General features: G+C 64.5%; 21 protein-coding genes. 15 read left to right on the top strand and 6 right to left on the bottom strand.

What is annotated here, in order from left to right; translation table 11 throughout:
* The 11 genes from J2Y41_RS11535 (at position 1) to J2Y41_RS11585 (ending at position 12,128) form a co-directional block, all read left to right on the top strand.
* The gene (locus tag J2Y41_RS11535) at positions 1-1,485 is read left to right on the top strand and encodes a phage tail sheath subtilisin-like domain-containing protein (protein ID WP_309928536.1); all 1,485 of its coding nucleotides are present in this window, start codon (positions 1-3) and stop codon (positions 1,483-1,485) included.
* A 1-nt stretch (position 1,486) separates the two neighbouring features.
* Positions 1,487-1,966 (top strand): phage tail protein, encoded by a 480-nt coding sequence (locus tag J2Y41_RS11540; protein WP_159708998.1) that lies wholly within the window; start codon positions 1,487-1,489, stop codon positions 1,964-1,966.
* 1,178 nt (positions 1,967-3,144) lie between these two features.
* On the top strand, positions 3,145-3,903 hold the full coding sequence (locus tag J2Y41_RS11545) for a hypothetical protein (RefSeq protein WP_309928538.1): 759 nt from the start codon (positions 3,145-3,147) through the stop codon (positions 3,901-3,903).
* Positions 3,904-3,916: 13 nt separating this feature from the next.
* Complete coding sequence (locus J2Y41_RS11550) at positions 3,917-5,437, top strand: phage baseplate assembly protein V (RefSeq protein ID WP_309928540.1); 1,521 nt, start codon at positions 3,917-3,919, stop codon at positions 5,435-5,437.
* A 3-nt stretch (positions 5,438-5,440) separates the two neighbouring features.
* The gene (locus tag J2Y41_RS11555) at positions 5,441-5,779 is read left to right on the top strand and encodes a hypothetical protein (protein WP_309928541.1); all 339 of its coding nucleotides are present in this window, start codon (positions 5,441-5,443) and stop codon (positions 5,777-5,779) included.
* A gap of 13 nt (positions 5,780-5,792) precedes the next feature.
* Positions 5,793-6,227, top strand: a complete 435-nt coding sequence (locus tag J2Y41_RS11560) for a GPW/gp25 family protein (RefSeq protein ID WP_224089213.1) — start codon at positions 5,793-5,795, stop codon at positions 6,225-6,227.
* An 8-nt stretch (positions 6,228-6,235) separates the two neighbouring features.
* A complete protein-coding gene (locus J2Y41_RS11565) occupies positions 6,236-8,839 on the top strand; it encodes a baseplate J/gp47 family protein (RefSeq protein WP_309928543.1) in 2,604 nt (867 codons plus the stop codon).
* On the top strand, positions 8,832-9,395 hold the full coding sequence (locus J2Y41_RS11570; RefSeq protein ID WP_309928544.1) for a phage tail protein: 564 nt from the start codon (positions 8,832-8,834) through the stop codon (positions 9,393-9,395). The genes J2Y41_RS11565 and J2Y41_RS11570 overlap by 8 nt, the downstream gene beginning before the upstream one ends.
* Positions 9,392-9,865 (top strand): hypothetical protein, encoded by a 474-nt coding sequence (locus J2Y41_RS11575; RefSeq protein WP_309928545.1) that lies wholly within the window; start codon positions 9,392-9,394, stop codon positions 9,863-9,865. Before J2Y41_RS11570 ends, J2Y41_RS11575 begins: the two co-directional genes overlap by 4 nt.
* Positions 9,866-9,919: 54 nt before the next feature.
* On the top strand, positions 9,920-10,849 hold the full coding sequence (locus J2Y41_RS11580) for a PASTA domain-containing protein (RefSeq protein WP_309928547.1): 930 nt from the start codon (positions 9,920-9,922) through the stop codon (positions 10,847-10,849).
* 52 nt (positions 10,850-10,901) lie between these two features.
* Entirely contained in the window at positions 10,902-12,128 is a 1,227-nt protein-coding gene (locus J2Y41_RS11585) for a pyridoxal phosphate-dependent aminotransferase (protein ID WP_309928668.1), read from the top strand.
* A 77-nt stretch (positions 12,129-12,205) separates the two neighbouring features.
* On the opposite strand, the gene J2Y41_RS11590 is transcribed toward J2Y41_RS11585, so the two are convergent.
* Entirely contained in the window at positions 12,206-13,243 is a 1,038-nt protein-coding gene (locus J2Y41_RS11590; RefSeq protein ID WP_309928548.1) for a zinc-dependent alcohol dehydrogenase family protein, read from the bottom strand.
* A gap of 92 nt (positions 13,244-13,335) precedes the next feature.
* On the opposite strand from J2Y41_RS11590, the gene J2Y41_RS11595 reads away from it, so the two are divergent.
* Both J2Y41_RS11595 and J2Y41_RS11600 read left to right on the top strand, forming a co-directional pair.
* Positions 13,336-13,794, top strand: coding sequence for a carboxymuconolactone decarboxylase family protein (locus J2Y41_RS11595; protein WP_224089223.1), 459 nt, complete (start codon positions 13,336-13,338; stop codon positions 13,792-13,794).
* Between the two features lie 17 nt (positions 13,795-13,811).
* Entirely contained in the window at positions 13,812-14,705 is an 894-nt protein-coding gene (locus J2Y41_RS11600; protein ID WP_309928549.1) for a sigma-70 family RNA polymerase sigma factor, read from the top strand.
* A gap of 51 nt (positions 14,706-14,756) precedes the next feature.
* Here the strand turns inward: J2Y41_RS11600 and J2Y41_RS11605 are convergent, their stop codons facing one another.
* The 4 genes from J2Y41_RS11605 to J2Y41_RS11620 all read right to left on the bottom strand — a co-directional run bounded on the left by J2Y41_RS11605 (position 14,757) and on the right by J2Y41_RS11620 (position 19,408).
* On the bottom strand, positions 14,757-15,569 hold the full coding sequence (locus J2Y41_RS11605; protein WP_309928550.1) for a hypothetical protein: 813 nt from the start codon (positions 15,567-15,569) through the stop codon (positions 14,757-14,759).
* Positions 15,544-16,848, bottom strand: coding sequence for an amino acid permease (locus J2Y41_RS11610; RefSeq protein ID WP_309928552.1), 1,305 nt, complete (start codon positions 16,846-16,848; stop codon positions 15,544-15,546). Before J2Y41_RS11610 ends, J2Y41_RS11605 begins: the two co-directional genes overlap by 26 nt.
* A 108-nt stretch (positions 16,849-16,956) precedes the next feature.
* A complete protein-coding gene (locus J2Y41_RS11615) occupies positions 16,957-17,400 on the bottom strand; it encodes a hypothetical protein (protein ID WP_309928553.1) in 444 nt (147 codons plus the stop codon).
* A gap of 16 nt (positions 17,401-17,416) precedes the next feature.
* Entirely contained in the window at positions 17,417-19,408 is a 1,992-nt protein-coding gene (locus J2Y41_RS11620; RefSeq protein ID WP_309928554.1) for a primary-amine oxidase, read from the bottom strand.
* A 123-nt stretch (positions 19,409-19,531) separates the two neighbouring features.
* Here J2Y41_RS11620 and J2Y41_RS11625 point away from each other — a divergent pair, with 123 nt between their 5' ends.
* On the top strand, positions 19,532-20,122 hold the full coding sequence (locus tag J2Y41_RS11625; RefSeq protein WP_309928555.1) for a TetR/AcrR family transcriptional regulator: 591 nt from the start codon (positions 19,532-19,534) through the stop codon (positions 20,120-20,122).
* A 15-nt stretch (positions 20,123-20,137) separates the two neighbouring features.
* Here the strand turns inward: J2Y41_RS11625 and J2Y41_RS11630 are convergent, their stop codons facing one another.
* On the bottom strand, positions 20,138-20,788 hold the full coding sequence (locus J2Y41_RS11630) for a LysE family translocator (RefSeq protein ID WP_309928557.1): 651 nt from the start codon (positions 20,786-20,788) through the stop codon (positions 20,138-20,140).
* A gap of 162 nt (positions 20,789-20,950) precedes the next feature.
* Between J2Y41_RS11630 and J2Y41_RS11635 the strand changes: the two genes are divergently transcribed.
* Positions 20,951-22,363, top strand: coding sequence for an aldehyde dehydrogenase family protein (locus J2Y41_RS11635; RefSeq protein WP_309928669.1), 1,413 nt, complete (start codon positions 20,951-20,953; stop codon positions 22,361-22,363).
* Positions 22,364-22,385 lie beyond the last annotated feature (22 nt).

Below are 22,385 nucleotides of genomic sequence, written 5' to 3' on the forward strand. Positions count from 1 at the left end.
ATGGTGAACTACCAGGCGCCAGGCGTCTATGTTCAGGAAGTGCCCAGCGGCGCACGCGCAATCGGGCAGGTCAACACCAGCATCGCAGCGTTCGTAGGCGTAGCCCCGGACCAGGACGCCTTGGTGGATGAACTCCGTGTGCTGGACAACTGGACCCAGTTCGTTGACCAATATGTCGGCAACGCGACAGCGGGCACACCGCTCTCCAACGCTGTTTACGGCTTCTTCTCAAACGGAGGAAGCCGTTGTTATGTGGTGAACATTGGGGCCAACGGCAGCCTCACGGGCACAGCCACCAAGCCCACAGGCCTCACGCTTTTCGAGGCCGTGGACGACATCTCCATGGTGGCTGCGCCGGGCTTCGCGGACGCTGAATCCTATGCGGCACTGGCGGCGCATGTGGAGCACCCGCTCCGCCAGGACCGCATGGCCATCATGGACACAGTGGAAAAAGTTGACGACGTCGGGGCGCTCACCAGGGCCGCGACGTCCGGCGTTCCGGTAGGTGCGCGGGATTCGGGCACGGCAGACGAACGGTCGACGGCGGATGAGGGGCCGGGTGGCGACGCCGGCTCAGGCGGTGGCAGCTCGGGTGGTGGCGGCTCGGGCGACGCCGGCTCGGGCGACACCGACGAAGCTGAAGCCAGCGAAGCCGAAGACACGTCTGAACAACCTGCAGGCACAGAAGCCAACGACAGCACGCCGTCGTCCTCCTCCTCGGCTTCCTCAGATTCCCCCGACTGGCCCGACTCACCGCGACCCGCCGCCGCAGGCAGCCGGGAGGGGTCAGCCATCGAAGCAAGCCAGCAGGACCTCGGCGCCCCGCAATCCCCCGGCGGCTATACGGCCCTGTATTTCCCGTGGATCGTGATGATCGATCCCGTGTCCGGGAAAAAGGTGACGCAGCCGCCGTCGGGCCATATTGCAGGCGTTTGGGCGCGCGTTGACGCCACCCGCGGTGTCCACAAGGCGCCAGCCAACGAGCCCATCCAAGGCGCGATCGATCTTGTGCGGCGCGTGAGCCGGGGGGAGCAGGAGGTCCTGAACCCGGCGGGTGTGAACTGTATCCGATACTTCCCGGGCGAGGGCATCCGGATTTGGGGTGCCAGGACCAAGGCTCCGGAAGCGAGCGAATACCGGTACGTGAATGTGCGTCGCCTGACCAACATGATCAAGGAATCGGTGGCTGACGGGACTCGCTGGGTGGTGTTTGAGCCCAATGATCACACGCTGTGGAAGTCGATCCGGCGCGATATCGGGGCGTTTCTGACCAACGTGTGGCGGGACGGCGCCCTGCTCGGAACTACTCCTCAACAGGCATTTTTCGTGAAGTGCGACGAAGAAACCAACCCTCCAGAGGTCCGCGATGCCGGGCAAGTGGTCACGCTGATCGGGATCGCGCCCGTGAAACCGGCCGAGTTTGTGATCTTCAAGCTCATGCAGTCGGCGGACAACACCAGCGAGACAGAGAGCGCAGGAGCCTGACATGACAACCCCAACACCTGCCGCCCAACCGGGCAACGTGGTGGACCCGTACAGGGCCTACAACTTCAAGCTCGTGATCCAAGGCGTAGTTCAGGGCCACTTCACCAAAGTGGAGGGCCTCGGCCTGAAAATCGACCGGATCCTCTACCGCTCAGGCGGCGAAAACAGCACAGTCCGCGTCATCCCCGGGCAAGTGGAGTACACCCCGGTGACATTGAAGTACGGGCTCACGGACTCCACCGAGATGCTGCAGTGGCTCTTCAAAGCCGTGGACGGAAAGGTGGAACGCCGGAACGTCTCCATCGCCATGCTCAACGATGCCGGCTCCGTGGAAGTCCGCCGCTGGAACCTCCTGGGGGCCTGGCCATGCGACTGGTTCGGCGCACCCCTTGACGCACTGGGCAAGGACCTCGCCATCGAATCCCTCAGCATCGCATACGACCGCCTGGAGCTCGACGATGCCCGCGCTCCCGTCGCCTGAGCCTGGGTTTTCCTGGCGGCGGGCGGCTGCGCACCGGTTGCGGGCAGTGGCTGCGTGGCTGGATCGTGGGTCGGGCCGGGACCCGGGTTCTCCGGGTGTGGATTCTCCGGCTGCGGGTGTTTCTGGGGGTGGCGTTTTGAGTGTCGGCGCGTTGGGGCCTTCGGCCGAGGACGCGGGCGTTTCGGAGCCTTCTTCGTGGGAAAGTTCGACGCCGGTGCGCGGCCTGAACGTGGAAGGCGCACCGGAGCATTGGGTCCAGTTACTGCGCGACGCCGGGTTGGTCCCTCCCTCCGCGCCGACCAACACCCCTCCCGTTGCGAGGCCCACCCTGCGTGCTTGGGGACGCTCTTGGCGCGCAAAGCAGGCCGCACAACACACCCCCACGCTGCGACTTCGCCCTCATCGCTCGGAGACGCCGCCCGTTGCGGGGCCCGATATACGCCCTTCAAACCAAGAACGGGACGCAGAGCAGACCCCACAAGACATCCCTATGTTGGGGCTTCGCACTCATCGCTCGGAGACGCCGCCCGTTGCGGGGCCCGACATGCGCCCTTCAAACCAAGAACGGGAGGCAGAGCAGGCCCCACAACACACCCCCACGCTGCGCCTGCACACGAATCCATCGAAGACACCCCCTGTTGAGGGGCCCGATATGCACGAGTCAAACCAAGAACGGGACGCACAACAGGCCCCACAACACACCCCCACGCTGCGCCAACACACTAACCCATCGAAGACACCCCCCGTTGCGGGGCCCGATATGCGTGCTTCAAACCAAGAACGGGACGCACAACAGGCCCCACAACACACCCCCACGCGGCGCCAACACACTAATCCATCGAAGACACCCCCCGTCGCGGGGCCCGATATGCGCCCTTCAAACAAAGAATGGAACGCAGAGCAGGCCCCACAAAACACCCCCACGCTGCCCCTAAACACGAACCACTCGCAGACACCTCCCGTCGCCAGGCCCGATATATCTGCTTCAAACCAAGAACGGAACGCAAAGCAGGCCCCACAACACACCCATACCCCTGCGCCAGCACTCAAGGGAGCCTGGCCGGACCTCGCCCCGCGGCCCATTCCAAGCGCCAACGAATCAAGGCCGGCAACCGCTCCGCTAACCCAGGCAATCGCCCGCCAAGCCCGCCTCACCGACGAACACTTGGCGGTCTGACATGGAACGTGTCGCCTTCCTGATCGAGGACACCGGGGAACACCTTGGCTGCCTCCTCAACCCGGAAACGGTGGTGATGCAGCGCTCGGCCGGAGTGGAGCCCCGGAGAAGTGCGGGCGGCAAGCTTAGCGGCAGCGGACTGGCCGATGACCCTCTGCTTTTTACGGGAGGCGGCCACACCGAGCTGAGGCTGGACCTGCTCTTCGACGTCGACCTCGCGCCGGCGTCGCTCCATGTGCAGGACGTGCGGCAAATGACCAGGCCCATCTGGGCCCTCGCGGAGAACAGCGCGGAGGTTCAGCGCCAGCGGAGACCGCCGTCGGTCCGGTTTGTGTGGGGCCGCGCCTGGAATGTGCCCGGAGTCGTGACCGAAGTGGCGGAGCGCTTTGACCGCTTCGCCCCGGACGGTTCACCGCTCAGGTCCTGGATGCGGATGGTCTTCGTGCGCGTGGGCCAGTCAGCCGACGAAGAAGGCGGGGAGAATTACGAGCTCGCCCAGCGACTCCCAGCCGTGGATCTGACGGCCCCGCCCGTGGACACGCTGGCTGTCACGGGCGATGGCAGCACGGACAGGGACGCAGCAATGCCCGACGGCGGCGAGCTCCTTCCTGAGGTGCCGCCGGCTGAGTTGGGGCGTCTTTCGGTTGAGGCCTTCGGGACGCCCCTGCTCTGGAAGCTGCTCCTGGAGTACAACGACATTGACGACCCCGCTCACTTCAGCGGGCCGCTCGCCGTTCCGCCGGTTGGTGAAGCACCATGAGGCGTGAAGCATTATGAGGCAGGTCCAGGGCCTTCCCGAACTCATCGTCAGCCTGGGTAGACGGCGACTGACAACCGCAGAAACAGCTGCCATCGTTTCGGTCCAGGTGCTGGGTTCTCTGGCGAGGCCAGCCCAGTGCCTCATCAGTTGGCGACCGGGCCCGGGGAGGACTGCTGCGGCCAGGGGTGGCGTGGATCCGGCCCCCGGTGATGCCCTGAGGGTTGAGCTCGGCGGCCATCGGACTCCGCTCTTCGTGGGTGAGGTGACCGTGGTGGAGTACAGCTACGAGGCCAACCTCGGACAAGAAATCCGCATCCGTGCCTACGATGCCCTCCATCGTCTGAGGAAGCGCCAATTCACCAGGCTGCACGAGGACGTGGATCTCGCAGGCCTGGCACGGAAACTTTGCGAGGGCACGGGACTGGACGTAGTGGGAGGCGGGGCGAAACTTGGGCAGGTGTACCAGTGCGCCCGCACGGACCTGAGCCTCCTGGTGGAACAAAGTGCCCGGGTGGGCGCCTACCCTGTGGTCCACGACGGCGCCCTGAGGCTCACAGGACTCGACGGCGAAGGCGAACCCTTGGAGCTCACCCTCGGGGAGTCGCTTCATTCGGCAGAGATCGAGGTCAGCCAGGAACCCGCGTACGCCTCCGCAATGATCAACGGCTGGCGTGCGGAGGACGCCACAGTCCACAAGGCCGAAACGAGCAGCAGCGACGCGAAGGCCCGCGTCACAGCTGACCCGACGTTGGCCAGTGTGGGCGCGGGCGGCGAACTCCGGCGGGACAACGAGGTACTGGAATCCACCCAGGAGGCGGACGGATTGGCGCAGTCCGAGCTGGACGTCAGGATGGCCGGCCAGGTCACGGCAGTGTTCGTGGCCGAGGGCAATCCGCGGCTCAGGGCGGGTGGGCGCGTCAGGATCAAGGGGGTGGCGCCATCCATCGAGGGAACGTACCTGATCGCGAGCGCCTCACACCGTTTGGACGGCACGGGCTACGAAACTACCCTCACCACCCGCCCGCCCAGCCCGGTCCCTGAACGACGACCGGACGTCTTTACGCTCGGGATCATCACTGACGTGGACGATCCCGAAGCCCGGGGGCGTGCCCGTGTGCAACTGCCGGCCTACCCGGATCTCCAGACCGCGTGGGCTCCTGTTCTTACTGCGGCCGCCGGTTCCGGGAAGGGAATTGTCACCCCGCCAGCTCCGGGCGACCACGTCCTGGTGCTTCTTCCGGCCACGGATCCGGCCCAGGCCATCATCCTCGGCGGCCTGTACGGCAGCGAACAAACGCCCGACAACAACGTCAGCACACCACGGGAGAGCCGTTATACGTTCCGCAGTGCGGACGGCCAACAAATAGTGCTCGACGGCGGTGCGCGCACCGTGAGTTTCACGGACGGACATGGCTCGTCGGTGGAGCTGGGGCCGGACAAGCTTCGAATCACCGCTGCCACGGACCTGGTGCTGGAAGCTCCGGGTAAAGCCATGAGAATTCGCGCGAAATCAGTCGACTTTGAGGAGGCCTAAGCCATGAGGATCCTGGTCAAGGAGGCCATCCTGCGCTGTGGGCACGACGGCAAAGTGGAGAACGTACCGTCGCAGGAGTGGGTCCGCATCAAGAAGTCGCCCATCCTGGTGGCGACGGATCCCCAAGGCCGGGATATCAGCATGTGCCCGCATATTGGCATCAACATCAAACCGTGCAATAAAACCCTGCCGGTCACCAAGGGCTACTCAACCTTCATCAGGATCGGGGGCAAAGCCATCTGCCTGGACACTGTGGAGGGCTTCACCGACGGCACACCTCCGGGCGCAGTTAAATACAACGTGCGCCGGCCCGGCCAAACGTTCGTGGGGTCGGGTTCATGAGAGAGGCACTGGCATGAGCGCCCCACGCTACACTTCGATTGCTTTCATCCATCCGGACTTCGACGCCGCGGCAGGGGTCCCGGGCCTGCGCATCACCCCGTCAGGCAGGCTGGCGACTGTGACGGATGCAGCCTCCATCCGCCAAGCCCTCCTCCTGCTGCTAAGCACCAGGCCCGGCGAGCGCGTTAACCGCCCGACGTACGGCTGCCACTTGTTCCGCTTGGCGTTTGCTCCGGCCGACGACACCACGGCAGGCCTGGCTATCCACTACGTAGCCCGGGCCGTGGAGCAGTGGGAGCGGCGCATCACGGTCCTTTCCCTGGATGCGTCACGCTCGCCGGAGGATCCTGAAGTCCTCGAGGTACGGCTGAAATACCGTGTCCGCACCACCCAGCTTGAGGACGAGATCGCCATCGCCCTGCCCGTGGAATCCGGCGGTGCAGCATGAGTCTTCCAGTGCCCAATCTGGATGACCGCAGCTTCGCGGACCTCGTGGCCGGTGCCCGGGAACGCATCCAGCAAATCGCCCCTGAATGGACGGACCTCTCCGTCCACGATCCCGGCATCACCATCGTCGAGGCCTTCGCCTACCTCACGGACACGCTCATGTACCGGCTCAACCGCGTGCCGGACAAGCTCTACGCCGTCTACTTGAATCTCCTCGGCACGTCCCTGTACCCGCCGAGCACTGCCGAAACGATGCTGGAATTCAGCCGTTCCACAAGCACCGATCAGGAAATCCGCATCCCCAGGGGCACGCAGGTCAGCTGCCCGCCAGGGGTTCCGGGTTCACCCCAGCCGGTATTTACGACGACGGCGGCGGCCACTCTGGCGCCTGGCAAGACCAGCGTGCTGGTCCCCGCAGCCGACGTCACCATGTATGACGCCGTACCGATTGGTATCGGGACCGGCAGGCCGGGCCAGAGCTTCGTGATCCCGAACGCACCGATCGTCTCGGGCGCTGGGCTGGCGGTCGCCGTCGAAGTTCCAGCGGGGACGCGGCTGAGCAGTGGCGAGGCTGTCCTGGTGGACGGAAAGCCGTTCCGGTATTGCAAGGAAGTGGAGGCGTTTGCTGACGCAAGGCCGGGTGAGATGCCGGTGCGGATTGATCGAAGTGCCGGCGTCGCGATGTTCGCGTGGTGGGACGACGAGTCCAGGGGGCGGACGGAATCCGGGCAGGGGCCGTTGGTACCAGGGCCGGGCGCCGAGGTTCGCGCCTGGTACCGCAGCGGTGGCGGTTCGGACGGCAACGTGGGAGCGGGTCAGCTCACGGTGTTGCGTTCCCCTGTTCCAGGTGCCAAGGTCACTAATCCTGAACCAGCCACCGGGGGCCGCGATGGCGAGTCCTTGGAGAACGCCCTGAGGCGCGCGCCCCAGGATTTTCAGGCCCGCGACCGCGCAGTCACCGTCAGGGACTACGAGGTCCTGGCACGTCGCCACGGCGGGGTGGGCCGCGCGAGGGCGTTCACTCGGAAGGATTTGTGGGCGTTTGCCAGGCCCGGCGAAGTAGAAATTGTGTTGGTGCCATTCGTTCCCGGCGGCAGGGCGGGGGCGGCCCAACCATTACGCGCAGCGGACCTTGCGTCACATGCACGCGACGAAGTGCGGATTGAAGTGGAACAATATCTCCGCAGGCGGTCCACGGTTGGCGCCGAGCCTGTAGTGCGCTGGGGCCTCTACAAACAGGTGCTGGTGGATGCGAGGATCGTTGTTCGTCCCGATGAGGACGCCGAGGCCGTGAAATCCAGGATCGTGGGCCGTCTGTCTGAGGGGATCAGTCCGCTGAGCCCGGATTCGTCCAGTTACGGATCCGGCTTTGGGAAGCCACTGCGTGTCTCCAATCTGTACCGCGCCATGGAGGAGGCCGAGCCTGGCGTTCAGTATGTGGACCGGGTCAGGCTGGAAGTGGACAAAGTTCCGGACAGTGATGCCGTGTCCTTGGTCCAGGCTGAAGGCCAGGACAAGACGTGGTTCGTAGCCCAAGGCGGCACCCTGTTCCGCACTACCAACGCCGCCGACGGCTGGGAAGCTTGTGCGGATTTTGGCGACGACGGCGACCAGGCGGAAGAAACCGTACGCGCCATCGCCCCGTTCCGTTCCCCCGCACCTGGCCGGGTGGGTCCGGAGCGGCATCCGGGCATGGTGGCCGTAAGCACAGTGACCGGCACTGGTTCCCGTATTTACATCAGCGAGGACCTCGGCGAATCCTGGCGCAAAGCAGCCGAGCTGGGGTTCGTCGTCGCCGATTTGTGTTGGGTGGACCGCCAAGGCGAGCCGCTGCTATTGCTTGCCGGCGAACGCGGACTGTACGAACTTTCCATGAGCCAAGGGGCAATCCCCGTGCAGAACGTGGTGGATACGTCCCAGCCGGATCGTGGCTTTTACGCAGTGGACGCCTTGGTGGACGTCCGCGGGCGGACAGGAGTTGTGGTGGCTGCGGAGGCCTCGGAAGGCGTCTGGCTCTCCCCCGACGCCGGTATCGCAGACAGCTTCAAGCAGGTCAAGGCCGCCGGCGAGGACATCCGCTGCATGACCATCCAGTACGACGGCGGTGCGAGCTATGTGTGGCTCGGCCGCGCAGTGCCGGAAGGGACCGGGACGGGATGCCTGCGGCTGAAGATCGATGAGCTGGGCCGTACCGATTTCGATGATTCGTTCATGGATTCGTGGGAGCAGTTCAGCACTGGCTGGACGGGGGGAAGTTGCTGGGGTGTCCACGTGATGGGCGACGCTGCCTATGCCGCTACCCAGAGCGGCGGGGTGTTGCGACTGCAATTGGGCCAGGCGTCGGCGCAGTGGAGCGTGCCGGACGTCAACTGCAATCTGCCGTTGAGGGACCGCACCCGCTTCGAGCCGGTCAAATCCGTGTCCGGGGCAATCCTTGACGGCAAACCCTTGGTCCTCGCCGCCGGTCCCAAAGGCGTGTACCGCAGCACTGACAACGCCGTGAAATGGGAGAGCTGCACACGGCGCGTGGCGGACGACGTCGTGACGTTGCCCGACACCTGGCTGTTCTGCTCGGGTGACCACAGGATCGAGGTGGTCCATGGCAATGGCTGAGCCCGTGCGGCCATCCGGGTCCAAGCTGCTGAAGGTCCTGCCGGAAGTTTTCCAGGTGGCCGCCGATACCAGCTCTCCCCTGCAGGCCCTGCTTGCCGTGGCCGAGGACATGCATGAGCCCGTCCGGCAGGTTCTGGACCGCATCCATACCGTTCCCGATCCCGGCCGCGCGCCGTCGTCGTTGATTCCTTTTCTCTCGCGCTGGGTGGATCTGGACTGGCTGACGCTGCCCGGTCCGGCGGCCGGCGCTGGATCCGGGAGCATTCCGGTGGCCAGCGCAATTCCCATATCGCGGCAACGGGACCTCATTGCAGCTGCGGCGCAGCTCTCTGCCCGCCGCGGCACTGTGGACGGGCTCACCCGCTTCCTGCACCTGGCCACCGGGGTGCCCGGGTTCGACGTCGAATCCGTGCCCGGCGCCTTCCATATCAGGGTGCTGGTGCCTGCGGAAGCGGGTGGGCAGCTGGAGTTGATCCGCAGAATCGTCAAAGGCATGAAGCCCGCGCACGTGACGGATGAGGTTCAGGTGCGGGGGATGAACGGTGACGACGCATGAATAAGGAGAACCGCACGCCGATTCTTGTGGTGGTCGCTTGTGGAGTTATCGCGTTGTTGGTGCTGGTGTTCGGCGTCAGCTGCGGTGGCGGAAACAACGATGCCGCACGGGACTGGCAGGGCGGATTCTCCGACGCAGCCGCGGGCGCGCAACTCACCTCGGCAGACCTGTCTGCCCAAGGCGGTTCGTGTTCGGCGTCCGATACGCAGCTGGTGGTAACGGGTGCGTGCGTGTTCGATGTGAAGGAATTCGGTGGAGGCCTGTTCTATTTCGGACCTCCCACCAAGCGGGCGAGACTCGCCCCGCAGCAGGCGGTCACCGTCTCGCTGTTGGTGCAGGGCACGCGCGCTGAGCAGAATTCAGGCCCAGGGAAAACCGTGGACCTGACCTTCGGGACCTCCGGCGGACAGCTGGGAATCGACTGTCCCCTGGGGACTTGTGTGTTGCTGATCCAGAAGCCCGGAGGCTGAGATGAGCTGCTGTGTGCCGAAACTACAAACCGCGATCCCAGGAGTTGTTGTGCCATGACTGCCATCACCATGACGTTGAGCTCCCCGGATGTCGTCCTTAAGGATGGGAAGGGGTCGCTGACAGCGTCCGTCACCAACGGCTCCACCACTTCCGAGCGTGTGGTGCTCGGCGCCTTCCCCGGGCAGGTGACCAATCCGCCGTCGAAAACGTACACCACGATCCCCAACCCGTTGCGGACCATCGCCGCGGGGGCCACCGAACAATACGTGGTCAATTTCGACACCGCGGGGGCATCCGAGGGGAGCTACCCGGTGAAGCTGATCGCCTACTCCGCCGACGACGCACCCGAGGACTACGCGGACCAGGCGCATGTGGTCACCTTGACGGTTCCGGCAGCTGAGAAGCCGAAGCCGACGCCGGGATTCCCCTGGTTGTGGGTGATCATCGGGGGTGTGGTGCTGCTGGCCGTTATCGGCGTGATCCTGTACTTCATGTTCAAGGACGCCAACGTTCCGGACGTAAAAGCCAAGCCGCAAGCTGAGGCGGTCAAGATCGTGACGGACGCCGGCTTCAAAGCAGCCACGAGCGAGGTCGAAAGCGCCTCGCCCGAAGGTACGGTGGTCAACCAGAGTCCCGCCGGCGGCGAGAAAGTGGGCCGCGGCAGCACGGTCAACCTGGAAATTGCGGTGCCTGTGAAGGCCACCGTGCCCAGTGTCCTGGGATCACGGATCGAAACAGCCCGCAACGCCTTCCAGGCAGCACAACTGCAATTGGACTTCACCCAGGGTTCCGCCTGCCAAAGCTCGCCTCCCCTCTCCCTGACGCGCTGCATAGTGGTGGGCGTCAATCCCGACGTCGGCACTAAAGTCAACGTCAACGCACTCGTTTTGGTGCGGACTGAGTTGAGGTCCAGCATCATCCTTGATCCCGTAAACATTTGTCTCAGCAACCCCCAACTTTGCGAGGTGAGGCTGAACCCGTGACTATTTCGGGACGGGTTTGCCTTGCCGGGGAGCTGACATGAAAAGATCAACCATGCGTCCGATGCAGCACTCCAGCAAACTCCAGAATGTCCGCTACGAACTCCGTGGTCCCATCCTCCAGGCCGCCAAGGCCATGGAAGCCGAGGGACACCGCATCCTCAAGATGAACCTTGGGGACACGGCACCGTTCGGGTTGGAAGCGCCGGAGTCCGTAGTGGTGGACATGATCCACCACATCCGCGGGGCCCAGGGCTACAGCGATTCCAAGGGCATCTTCTCCGCCCGGACCGCGATCTCGCAGTACTACCAGACGCGCGGACTGATGACGATCGGCGTCGAGGATGTCTTCATCGGCAACGGCGTCAGCGAACTCATCTCCATGACCCTGCAGGCGTTCATGGAAAACGGCGACGAGATCCTCATCCCGGCGCCCGACTACCCGCTCTGGACCGCGGCCGTGACACTCACGGGAGGCAAAGCCGTGCACTACCTCTGCGATGAGGACGAGAACTGGTGGCCGGACATGGCCGACGTCGAATCGAAGATCACTCCGCGCACACGGGGCATCGTGATCATCAACCCGAACAATCCCACAGGGGCCGTGTACCCCAGGCACATCCTTGAGCAATTCGCGGCGTTAGCAAGGAAGCATGATCTCGTCCTGTTTTCCGATGAGATCTACGAGAAGATCCGCTACGTCGACGCCCCGCACATTCATACCGCAGCGGTAGCGGACGACATCCCGGTTCTGACGTTCAGCGGACTTTCCAAGGCCTACCGCATGCCCGGCTATCGTGCGGGTTGGGTTGCCGTGACGGGACCATTGACCGCAACCGCTGCCTATCGCGAATCCCTGGAACTGCTGGCCTCGCTAAGGTTGTGCTCCAACGTTCCCGCCCAGCACGCCATCCAAACCTGCCTGGGCGGATACCAAAGCATCGAGGCACTCATTCGTCCCGGCGGCCGCCTGCGTGAGCAACGGGACCTGGCGTGGAAGTTGTTGACCGCGATCCCGGGCGTTTCGTGCGTCCGCGCCGCGGGCGCAATGTACCTGTTCCCCCGGCTGGACCCGGAGATCTACCCGATCGAGAGCGACGAGAAGTTCGTCCTTCAACTCCTGCAGGAACAGAAGATCCTCGTCTCGCACGGAACGGCCTTCAACTGGCCCACCCCGGACCACTTCCGCTTCGTGATCCTGCCGACCGTGGAGGACATCGAGGAAGCCGTGCGCAGGATCGAGCACTTCCTCGCCGCGTACCGGAACCGCCCGGCAGATTAACCCAAGTACGTCGCATTTGTGCGCGTTTTGACGCCTCAAAACGCGCACAAATGCGACCCAGTTGGGGTGCCGGGCAGTTAGCGCGCCGGGTCCACCATCGTCATGCCTGCGGGGCTGGCCTTATCGAAGCCGGGCAATAGGAGCGCTGCTTCTTCCAGCCCAATAGTGCGTTCGATCAGCAGCTGCGGCCGGAGCGCACCCTGTTCAATGAGGGCCATCATTCCGGGATAGTCCACCGCGGCCATGCCGTGGCTGCCCAGGACATCCAGTTCCCAGCCGATCACGCGGGCCATCGGCACCTGCGGATTGCCGTCAATGGAGGGCAACAGGCCGATCTGGACGTGCCGGCCCCGCCTGCGAAGGCTGAGGATTGCGTCTGCGCAGGTTTGTTCACTTCCGACGGCGTCTACCGCCACGTGGCTGCCTCCGTCGGAGAGGACGTTGACCGCGGCGGGGATATCCGCACCGTCAGCAAGCACGGTGTGGTCTGCACCCAAACGTGCAGCCATGGCCAAGGCCTCCGGGTTCCGATCCACGGCAATGACCTTGGCTCCCATGGCCTTGGCAATCATCACAGCGCTGAGGCCCACGCCTCCCGCGCCCACAACTGTCACCCATTCGCCGGCCTTCACCTGGGCACGGGCTGCCAGGGCACGATATGCCGTGGCGAAGCGGCAGCCGAGGCTTGCCGCCGTCGTAAATTCAACGCTTTCCGGTATGGCAACCAGGTTGCTGTCGGCAGCGTGCAGGGCCACGTACTCGGCGAACGATCCCCAGTGGGTGAAGCCGGGCTGCTCCTGGTCGGGGCACACCTGCGCGTCACCATCAAGGCACCATTCGCACTTACCGCACCCGCAAACGAAGGGGACGGTGACGCGGTCGCCGACCTTCCAGCGCTGGACGTCTTCCCCGACGGAGTCGATGACACCGGCGAGCTCGTGGCCTGGAACGTGGGGCACCGCTATGTCATCGTGGCCGGCCCAGGCGTGCCAGTCGCTGCGGCACATGCCGGTGGCCAAAACCTTCACCACCACACCTCGAGCGGGAGCCTCGGGTTTGGTGACCTCCCGAACGTCGGGCTGGGTCCGGACCTCATCAAAAACTACTGCGCGCATCGACCGACTCTAACAATTAGCCGCCCCTGTCACACTTCCGCCGTCCCTTACGACATCCCTGATGTAAAGCACCACCACGGAAGGGAAACAGCATGACCCGCATCAATATCGGCCACAGCAACAAACTCGGCTACGCCGCTGTCATCGGGCTGGAGGGCTACGCCCGGAAGTCGGTTGATCCCGACTTGTACGAACTCATCAAGCTCCGCGCCTCCATCCTTAATGGCTGCGGTTTCTGCGTGGACATGCATTCCACTGACGGTCGGAAGCGCGGGATTCCTGCCCGCAAGTTGCATGCCGTGGCGGCGTGGCAGCATTCGAAGGTGTTCTTCGATGCCCGCGAGCAGGCGGTGCTGGCCTTGACCGACGCCGTCACGCAGCTCGGTCCGGATACCGTCACCGACGAGATCTGGAATGCGGCCGCCACCCATTTCGACGACAGCCAGATGGGCGGTTTGATCCTGGCCATCTCCACGATCAATGTGTGGAACAGGATTGCCGTGAGCACGCAAATGGAGCCACCGGTAGACGAGAAGAACCCGATCGTCTGAGGGGTAGCGTGGAGGGCATGAGTCTTGCGGTATCGGCCACGGCCGCGTGGCAGAGCGAACGGAATCGTTTGCTGGGAATCGCCTACCGGATGTTGGGAGATTTCGGCCATGCGGAGGACGTCGTCTCCGAGGTTGCCATCGACGCCGTTCGGCAGGAACGCAAGGCCGATGGCCACCGCGTGGAATCCTGGCCCGCGTGGTTGACCACAGTGTGCGTGCGGCGCTCGGTTGACCGGGTCCGCCAACTCGCTGCTGCGCGCGAGGACTACACCGGGCCTTGGTTGCCGGAGCCGGTGGACACTTCCAGGCTTCCGGAGGAAACCGTGGCCAACCGCGAGCTCCTGTCCTTGACCTTGCTTCACCTGGCCGAGCAGCTGGCGCCGGAGGCGAGGGCTGCTCTGGTGCTCCACCGCGCTTTTGGGATGTCCGCGCCGGAAATCGCGGACATCCTGGAAAAGACTCCCACTGCCGTCCGCCAAATGATCTCCAGGGCCGAGCGCCGCTTGGACATCGACCCGGACGCTCCCGCTCCCAGGACCAAGGATCGCGCAGCCTTAGAGAAGCTGGTACGCGCCATCGAGCAGGGTGACATTGACACGGTAGTGGCGATGCTCGACCAGGATGCAGTGCTATGGGCCGACGGCGGCGGCAAGGTCAAGAGCGCAATGAACCCGGTGTTCGGGGCAGAGCGGATCGGGCGGTTCTTCGCGGGCATCCTCGGCAAAGCAGTGGTTTTCGATCCCGTACAGCCCGTCACCGCCGAGCTCATCGCTGTGAACGGTGAACCAGCGCTGGTACTCCGGCACTCGGGCCGCGCCGACGTCCTGGTGCTCGACGGCGGCCCTGACGGCACCATCCGCGGGTTGCGGCAGATCTCGAATCCGGACAAGCTGACGCGGGTTTCGCTGTGAGTTGACTCGAAGTGGCAGGATTCCCGCGAAATCACCGGACTGGCGGCAAGGCTAGTCCCCCGCCGAACCGCTCACGCGCAGGGCGTTGATGATGGCCGGAATCGAGGCAATCAGCATGATCAATGCCCACACCAGCGCCACCACCACAGTGATCAGCGCCCAGAACTGATCTCCAATGGACACCAGCGGACCGGGCAGGAACCCGTGGATCAGCCCCAGGATCATCTGAAGCAGCACGGACACCACCAGCAGCACCACGAGTCCCGTGACTTTGAGGAACTTTGGCTGGCTGAGAATCAGCAACACTGCGAACACGATTTTCAGGACCAGCAATAGTCCCAGAATCGCCGCTGCCTGCCCGGTAGGAAAGCTCCCCCACAGGGCAAGGTAGGCAATGGTTCCAAACGGGGTAGCCACGAACAACCCGATCATCAGGAACAGCTTCGCCAAAGCCAACATTGCGGTGAGGAACGCCGCGATAACCCAAAGCAGCGTCACGATGAACGTCGTGAGCCCCTGGATCCGGCCATATGTTCGAAGATCGATGATCAGGCTGAGCCCGAGCATCACCACGGTGAACAGCAGCAAGCCATCCAGGAATGCGAGGAATCCAATGCCCGCGCCTGGCGGTTCGGCATCGGCCCGCTGCGTCTTGAGGAAGACATCCAGCGGAACGCCCAGGTTGTTGGCGTCGTTTGCCGAGACGGGATCGACGGCGGTCTGCCCCAACAGGAGCGACATCCCCACCTCGGCCAGGACTACCAGGGCAAAGACAACAACGGCCGCAATGAAGAAGGGGCGGCGCAGGGCATCAGGGTCAGGCCCGCTGCGGAACCCCTCACGAATTGACCACGCTGCGGCCATGGCTCAATTGTGGCACCGGGGGTTTCAAATACAAGCGCCCTACCAACAATGCCGCAGCACCCAGCACTGCGGGCACCAGCAACGCCCAGCCGCTGAACAGCAGGACCACGAGCATCACGACGGCGGCCACGATCACGCCGTACCAGGCTGCGGTTCCATGGGGCAACAGGAGCACGCCTGCCGCCAGCCCGAACGCGGTGACCGCCGTGAAGCACGCCGACGCGGCGCCGATCTGGAACTCCATGCTGAGGAGCCCCACAGCGGCCATGGCAAAGGAAAGCGACGTCATAACAGCCAGCACGCCGAGGCTCACAGAGGGCACCTCGCCGGCAGCCACGCCACGCGCCAAAGGCCGCGGCAGCACGCCGTCGGACGCCAACCTGGCGCCCAGCTTGCTGGCCCCGGCGACGAACGTATTCAGCGGTCCGAACGTCAACACGGCTGCGGCCACAGCCGTTACGGGAGCCGCCGCTGGTCCCAGTCCTTTCGCCAGCAGTTCGGCCACCGGCACGCTGCTGCCAGCGAGGCCTGGACCGAGGACGGCGACACAGGCTGCCACCAAACCGATGTAGACAACACCCACGACGACGAGCGTCAGCCAGGTGGCCCGCTTGAGGTCGCGCTCGGGGTTGCGGAATTCGCCGGCCAGATGCGTCACGGCTTCCCACCCGGCGAAGCAGAAGAACAGCAAGCTCGCTGCGCCACCCACGGCCCAGTAGCCGTTCGGGGCGAAGGGAACGAAGTTCTCTGCCTTGGCGTAGGGCGCAGCCACGGCGACGGCGAGCGCGAGCAACGCCACGAGCAAGACCATGAGGAAGAGTTGCAGTTTGCTGGAGACCCGGATCCCCACCGCGTTGCTCAGGAAACCTGCCGCCAGGATGAACCCGGCCGCGATCAGGGCCGTCTCCCGCCCGCCGCCCATGGCATGCGCGATGTATTCCCCGCCGATCACCGCGGTGGCGGGCGCCCCGAACGGGATGGCGAAGTAGAAGAGGTAGCCGGCCACAACTGAGGCCCGCTGCCCGAAAGCGCGGGTCACGAATGTGGCGATCCCACCGGCGTCGGGCTGTTGCCTGGACATTTCCGCGAAGCTGAACGCCACGGGTGTGCAGAACACCAGCAGCAACGCCCACGCCAATAACGACGCCGGCCCCGCAACCTGGGCGGCGATAGCTGGCAGAACCAGCACACCCGACCCCAGAATGGCGCCTACATAGATCCCCGTGGCCCTGAACAAGCCAAGGCCTGGACTACCCGAATTACTGACAGCTCTACTCACCTCTCTACTGAACAGTGTTCGGGCAAGGTGCAACAAGCAGGAAAACTGCCTGCTCGAGGCAATATCCTGCCGAATTCCTGCTGGGCTTATGCCGAAGGCCAAACAGGATCAGGAAGCAGCGGCAATTTGTACCCGACGCCGTAGCCGCGCTACCAGCGTGGCCGCGAGCAACGCCGTCGTGATTTCCAGTCCGATCACCAGCAACAGTCCGGCGGCGCCGGAAGGATCAGCAGCGTTCGACGTCGGTCCCCCACCATGCGAGTGGCCGGCACCGCCCGCTCCCAGCAGTAAGACGGCATGAAGGGCAATCATTGCCACAGCGGAAACCGTCACCTGGTGAAGTGCTCCGACGCGGCTGTGGCGCCAAATATGGACTGTGCACGGCACGCAGACCGCCGCCAAGGCAATCATGAGGATGCCAAGCCACGCGCCGTGGTGTCCCGAGGCCGCGAGCCACAGGTGGACGGCGCATGACACAGCCGTGAGTGCCGCGCAGATCCGGGGATGGAGGACGGGCCCGGCTGACCGGACCCGTCCCGTCGTAGTGGTCATGTGTCCGAGGATCGGTTTAGTGGCAGTGGCCGTGCTGACCCGAGCCGGACGCATCGCCGTGTTCATCCGCAGCGCTGGCGGCAGAGCTGTGGCAGCTCGAACCTGAAGAGTTGGCGGGCACATCCAGGACCGGGCTGCGGTCGAAGAAGCCTTCGGGGCGCAGCTTGAAGCCGACCGTGTCCACGGGCATGATCGGCCAGTCCTCCACACGGGGAAAGTGTGTGAGGCCGAAGGTGTGCCAAACGACGATGTCCTGGCCGTCGATGTCGCGGTCCTGGGCGACGTAAGCCGGGAGGCCCGCGCCCCCGGAGTGCTGGTTCACGAAGTCGCCCGTGGGGTAGCGTTCGTCGTCGGCATAGCGGGTGACCCAGAGGTCCTTCGTGGCGAATGCGGCGCGCTTGGCGATAGAGGAACCTGGGTCGGCCAGCAGCGTGGACTGGTTTTCGGCGTGGAGCTTGTACCCAACAGGCTCGCCCAAACGGTTTCGGGACTCGGGGTTGGAGATGATCCAAGTCCGGCCGCTGCGGGCGTCGGCCTCCCGGACGCCTTCCGTCTCGCGGGTGAGGAGCGTCCGCTTGCGGGAGAAGGCGTTGCCGCGCTCATTGCCTTCGCCCATTGACTGGCGGACCACGTCTTCTTCTTCCACGCGGTTGGTGAAGCCGTCAATGGCCATGTCCAGGCGGGCGCTGAAGAGGTGCTGGTGGAACGGGGCACCGAGGCCAGGCGCCAACTGGGAAATGTTGTCCGAGCCGCCTTCCGGGAATGCGCTGGTGAACACGATGCCGGTGGCCTTGGCTTCGAACTCGATGGTTCCATCCAGGTAGAGGTACCAGTAGAAGCCGTAATCGTAGTTGCCGATGGTGGTGAAGAAGGAGATCACCAGGCGACGGTTGCGGCGGGTGTAGTTGATGCCGGTCCAGAGGTCCGAGTGCTTGGAGAGGATGCCCCAGTCTTCCTCGTGCATGCAGATCCCGTTGCGGATTTCGCGGGGGTTGCCGAAGGCGTCGCTGATGATGGGGCTGAGGTAGGTGATGTCGCCAAGGCAGTCGCAACCTAGTTCCAAGGAGTTGGCGTACTGGCCAACGAGGTATTCGCCGGTGTCGAAGTAGTTTTGCCAGGAGCGGATGGGCGAGGGATCGCCGTACGGAACCACCATTTCGGCGATCGACGCACGGTTGATGATGGGCCTGAGGCGGTCGCCGTCCCGGAAAGCGAGGTTGTGGAGGACAACTCCTTCCCGGACATCGAAGCCGACGTCCACGCTCCACTTTTCCCACTCCACGTGATTGCCACCCGTGACAGTGAAGCTCGGACCTTCCGGCTGCGTGATGCTGATGGGCTTCTGGGAGGTCCGCAGGGGTCCGGTCAGTTCAGGATCCGTGTAGTTTCCATGCTCGGCCGGGATCGGCATGACGCCGAGGTCGATCACCTGGGTGACTTCCTTGTTGACCACGTCCACGTACGCCACCAGCCCGTCCACAGGGTGGGCCCACGCACTGTCCTCCGGGAAGTCCTGCACAAAGGCCAGGCCACGAAGGATGCGGCGGCCGCGTTCCTCGTCGTATTCGAAGACGCCCGCGGACAACGGAGCCACGCGAACCTTTTCCACGTCCAGATCTCGTGCCGCAAGGGCGGCGAGCCAGCGCTCGTCCGTGGCGAGGAGCGTCTCCACGACCTCGAACTCTTCCTCCAGCACGGGGAGTTCGCCGGAGACTTTGGTGTCCAGTTCTGTCGCGGACAGGATCTCACCACGTGTCACCGACACCAGGACGTCGGTAGGAGCCCCGCCGGAGATGTCGTGGATGAACACACGGAAGCGGCGGTCTTCCTTTGCCTGGCTGCGGGACGGATCCACAAGGCCCAGGTAGGCAATCCGCTGCTCGGCGCCGAGGTGTCCGGCGGCCTGCAGGAGGCGCTGCACCTCAGAGATTTCGGCACCTGTGGCCAGGCGGTACTGGGTTTCCTTAACGGCTGCGTCAGTGGCTGTCTGGGTTGCTGTGGGCGTCATGGCTGCCTCTTGTCCGGGACCTATGATGGGTCAGGATTTATTTTCTATAGGTGTAGAGAATAACCAAAACGTAAGATGAGTCACAAGACCTGTCCGCCAAAAAGTTTTCAGGGAGCCCCCTCAGTGCCAAAGATTGTGGACCACGATCAACGACGCCTCGAACTGGTGGACGCAACCTGGCGGATCATTGCACGGCTGGGCATTGAAGGCGCCACCATGCGCGAAATTGCCGAAGAAGCCGGCTTTGCCAATGGCGCGCTCAAGCCGTACTTTCCGACCAAGGATCTGCTGCTGACGTCAGCTTTCGGGCACGTTTTCAACCGCACCAACCAGCGCATAGCGGCCGTGACCTCGGGTTTGGCCGGCATCGCTGCCCTCCGCGCCTTCTGCGCAGAAGTCCTGCCGCTGGACGAGGAGCGCGTCAACGAAGCCCGCATCGTGATCCCGTTTTGGCAGAAGGCCCTCAACGACGCAGAGATGGCGGCTCTGCACAGCGAGTCCATGAACCAGTGGCACAACACCATCACCGCCCACACTGAAGCAGCCCGCGCGGCCGGCGAGATTGCCGCCCCCATTGGGGACGCCGCCGTCGCCGATCATCTGCTCAACATGATGCTGGGCGCCCAGATCGTGGCAGCCCTCTCCCCCGGCGAGCACTTTGCCCAGGACCTTGAAGGGCAGCTGGACAACTATCTAAGGTTGCTGGCGGGCTAGCTAACTGCTGGTTGCCTAGCTGCTGGCGCCCGACGCCACCACGCCGACGCCCAGTCCCGCGATCACACCGCTGCTGACACGCTCGACGGCGGTACTCACCTTGGGGCGCTTGAGCCACCGCATCGCCTTGAACGCCACCACCGCGATCATCGACAGGTAGGCGAAGGCAATGACGGCAACCACGATGCCCAGAATGAGTGAGGTACCCATGGTGTCTCCGCCGTGCGGGATGAACTGCGGGACCACGGCGAGATAGAACAGGCCTACCTTCGGGTTCAGGAGTGTGGAGAGAGCTCCTGCGCCCAGCGCCGCGAGCCGGCTGTACGGGAGGGGCGCGTTGGAACCCTCTCCCTCTGGGCCTGGTTTGGCCGCCCTGGCCGCTTTCCTGGACTTGATGAACGACGAAACGCCCAGATACAGCAAGTACAAGCCGCCCGCGATCTTGACCCAGCGGAACAGTTCCGCCGACTGCTCGAGGATGGCCGCGAGGCCAACGCCCACCAGTGCAGCCCAAACAATCGCCCCTATGGCCGACCCCGCCGCCGCAGCAATTCCAGCACTGGGACGGTTCAACGCAATGCGAAGGACCAGAAAGGTGTCCGGACCCGGAGTTACGGACAGGACCAGGCAGAGACCGGCGAAGGCAGCGAGGGATGCAAGAGTCACCCGCCAAATTATCCGGTACGAAAGGCGCTGCTGGAAAGCGTTCGCTTCCCGTCAAGGGCTGTTCGTGCATAGACAAGGCGACTCCGCGTGACGCCAACCACACTGGAATCATCGCCGCGCGCCTCACTGGCCGCCAAGACTTACTACCCGAGCGGAGTACCAATGGAGACTTACGACGCCTTGCTGGCCTCGATTACCGCAGCCCCCGGCCAGAACGGCCGCACGATTCTTGACCCTGCAACGGGCCAGGCGGTCGGCGAAGCCCCCGTCCACACCGTTGAAGATCTTGACGCCGCAGTTGCAGCTGCCGCAGCTGCACAGCCAGCTTGGGCTGCCTTGGGCCACGACGCGCGGTCCGCTGCGCTCATGAAGGCGGCCGACGCCGTCGAACGCTCCGCAGAAGAGCTCGCCCAACTGCTCTCCCGCGAGCAGGGCAAGCCGCTGAACGGCCCGAACGCCCGCTTCGAAGTCGGCGCGTGCGCCGCGTGGTTGCGCGCAACCGCCGCCACGCCACTGGACCCTGAGACTGTAGTGGACGACGGCGAAACCCGCGCCGAACTGCACTACCGGCCCATCGGCGTCGTGGGCGCGATCGGCCCCTGGAACTGGCCGATGATGATCACTGTCTGGCAGATCGCCCCTGCCCTCCGGATGGGCAACGCCGTGGTGGTCAAACCCTCCGAATACACCCCGCTGTCCGTGCTCGCGCTGGCCTCGATCATCAACCAGGAACTGCCGGAAGGCCTGTTGTCAGTGGTGTCCGGCGGCCGCGAAGTCGGCGAAGCACTGGCTTCCCACGACGCGATCGGCAAGGTCATGTTCACCGGTTCCACGGCCACAGGCAAGGCGATCATCCGTTCGTCGGCTGACACCGTCAAGCGCCTCACCCTGGAACTCGGCGGCAACGACGCAGGCATCGTCCTGCCCGACGCGGACCCCAAAGCCATCGCTGAGGGGCTGTTCTGGGGCGCTTTCATCAACACCGGCCAGACCTGCGCCGCCCTGAAGCGCCTGTACGTCCACGACTCGCTGTACGAGGCAGTGTGCACTGAACTGGCCGCAGTTGCCGCCGCGATGCCGATGGGCAACGGGCTCGATGAGAACAACGTCCTCGGCCCGCTGCAGAACCGCCAGCAGTACGACATCGTGGCCCGGCTGGTGGAGGCTGCCCGCGACTCCGGTGCACGCATTCTGCTCGGCGGCAACCCCGACGCCGATCAGCCCGGCAACTTCTACCCCACCACGCTGGTTGCCGACATCGACAACGACAACCCGCTCGTCGCCGAGGAACAGTTCGGCCCGGCCCTGCCGATCATCCGGTACAGCACCGTTGACGAGGCAGTCGCCAAAGCCAACGCCCTCGACGTCGGCCTCGGCGCCTCCGTGTGGTCCTCCGACCTGGCTGCCGCCCGCGAGGTCGCCTCCCGCATCCAGGCCGGCACCGTGTGGATCAACAAGCACGGCGCAGTGGACCCACGCATCCCCTTCGGTGGCGCCAAGCAGTCCGGCTACGGCCTGGAGTTCGGCGCTGAAGGCCTCAAGGCACTGGGCGTACCGCAGATCATCAACGGCTGAGTTCCCGCTTCCCTGACCCAAC

Source organism: Arthrobacter sp. 1088 (assembly GCF_031455315.1).
Classification (GTDB): domain Bacteria; phylum Actinomycetota; class Actinomycetes; order Actinomycetales; family Micrococcaceae; genus Arthrobacter.

Bases quoted from the DNA above. Each gene is read 5' to 3' on its own strand.
- J2Y41_RS11535 (WP_309928536.1), top strand. From the start codon at position 1: ATGGTGAACTACCAGGCGCCAGGCGTCTATGTTCAGGAAGTGCCCAGC.
- J2Y41_RS11560 (WP_224089213.1), top strand. From the start codon at position 5,793: ATGAGCGCCCCACGCTACACTTCGATTGCTTTCATCCATCCGGACTTC.
- J2Y41_RS11550 (WP_309928540.1), top strand. From the start codon at position 3,917: ATGAGGCAGGTCCAGGGCCTTCCCGAACTCATCGTCAGCCTGGGTAGA.
- J2Y41_RS11605 (WP_309928550.1), bottom strand. From the start codon at position 15,569: ATGGCCGCAGCGTGGTCAATTCGTGAGGGGTTCCGCAGCGGGCCTGAC.
- J2Y41_RS11580 (WP_309928547.1), top strand. From the start codon at position 9,920: ATGACTGCCATCACCATGACGTTGAGCTCCCCGGATGTCGTCCTTAAG.
- J2Y41_RS11620 (WP_309928554.1), bottom strand. From the start codon at position 19,408: ATGACGCCCACAGCAACCCAGACAGCCACTGACGCAGCCGTTAAGGAA.
- J2Y41_RS11540 (WP_159708998.1), top strand. From the start codon at position 1,487: ATGACAACCCCAACACCTGCCGCCCAACCGGGCAACGTGGTGGACCCG.
- J2Y41_RS11585 (WP_309928668.1), top strand. From the start codon at position 10,902: ATGCGTCCGATGCAGCACTCCAGCAAACTCCAGAATGTCCGCTACGAA.
- J2Y41_RS11600 (WP_309928549.1), top strand. From the start codon at position 13,812: ATGAGTCTTGCGGTATCGGCCACGGCCGCGTGGCAGAGCGAACGGAAT.
- J2Y41_RS11545 (WP_309928538.1), top strand. From the start codon at position 3,145: ATGGAACGTGTCGCCTTCCTGATCGAGGACACCGGGGAACACCTTGGC.
- J2Y41_RS11635 (WP_309928669.1), top strand. From the start codon at position 20,951: ATGGAGACTTACGACGCCTTGCTGGCCTCGATTACCGCAGCCCCCGGC.
- J2Y41_RS11575 (WP_309928545.1), top strand. From the start codon at position 9,392: ATGAATAAGGAGAACCGCACGCCGATTCTTGTGGTGGTCGCTTGTGGA.
- J2Y41_RS11590 (WP_309928548.1), bottom strand. From the start codon at position 13,243: ATGCGCGCAGTAGTTTTTGATGAGGTCCGGACCCAGCCCGACGTTCGG.
- J2Y41_RS11570 (WP_309928544.1), top strand. From the start codon at position 8,832: ATGGCTGAGCCCGTGCGGCCATCCGGGTCCAAGCTGCTGAAGGTCCTG.
- J2Y41_RS11595 (WP_224089223.1), top strand. From the start codon at position 13,336: ATGACCCGCATCAATATCGGCCACAGCAACAAACTCGGCTACGCCGCT.
- J2Y41_RS11555 (WP_309928541.1), top strand. From the start codon at position 5,441: ATGAGGATCCTGGTCAAGGAGGCCATCCTGCGCTGTGGGCACGACGGC.
- J2Y41_RS11615 (WP_309928553.1), bottom strand. From the start codon at position 17,400: ATGACCACTACGACGGGACGGGTCCGGTCAGCCGGGCCCGTCCTCCAT.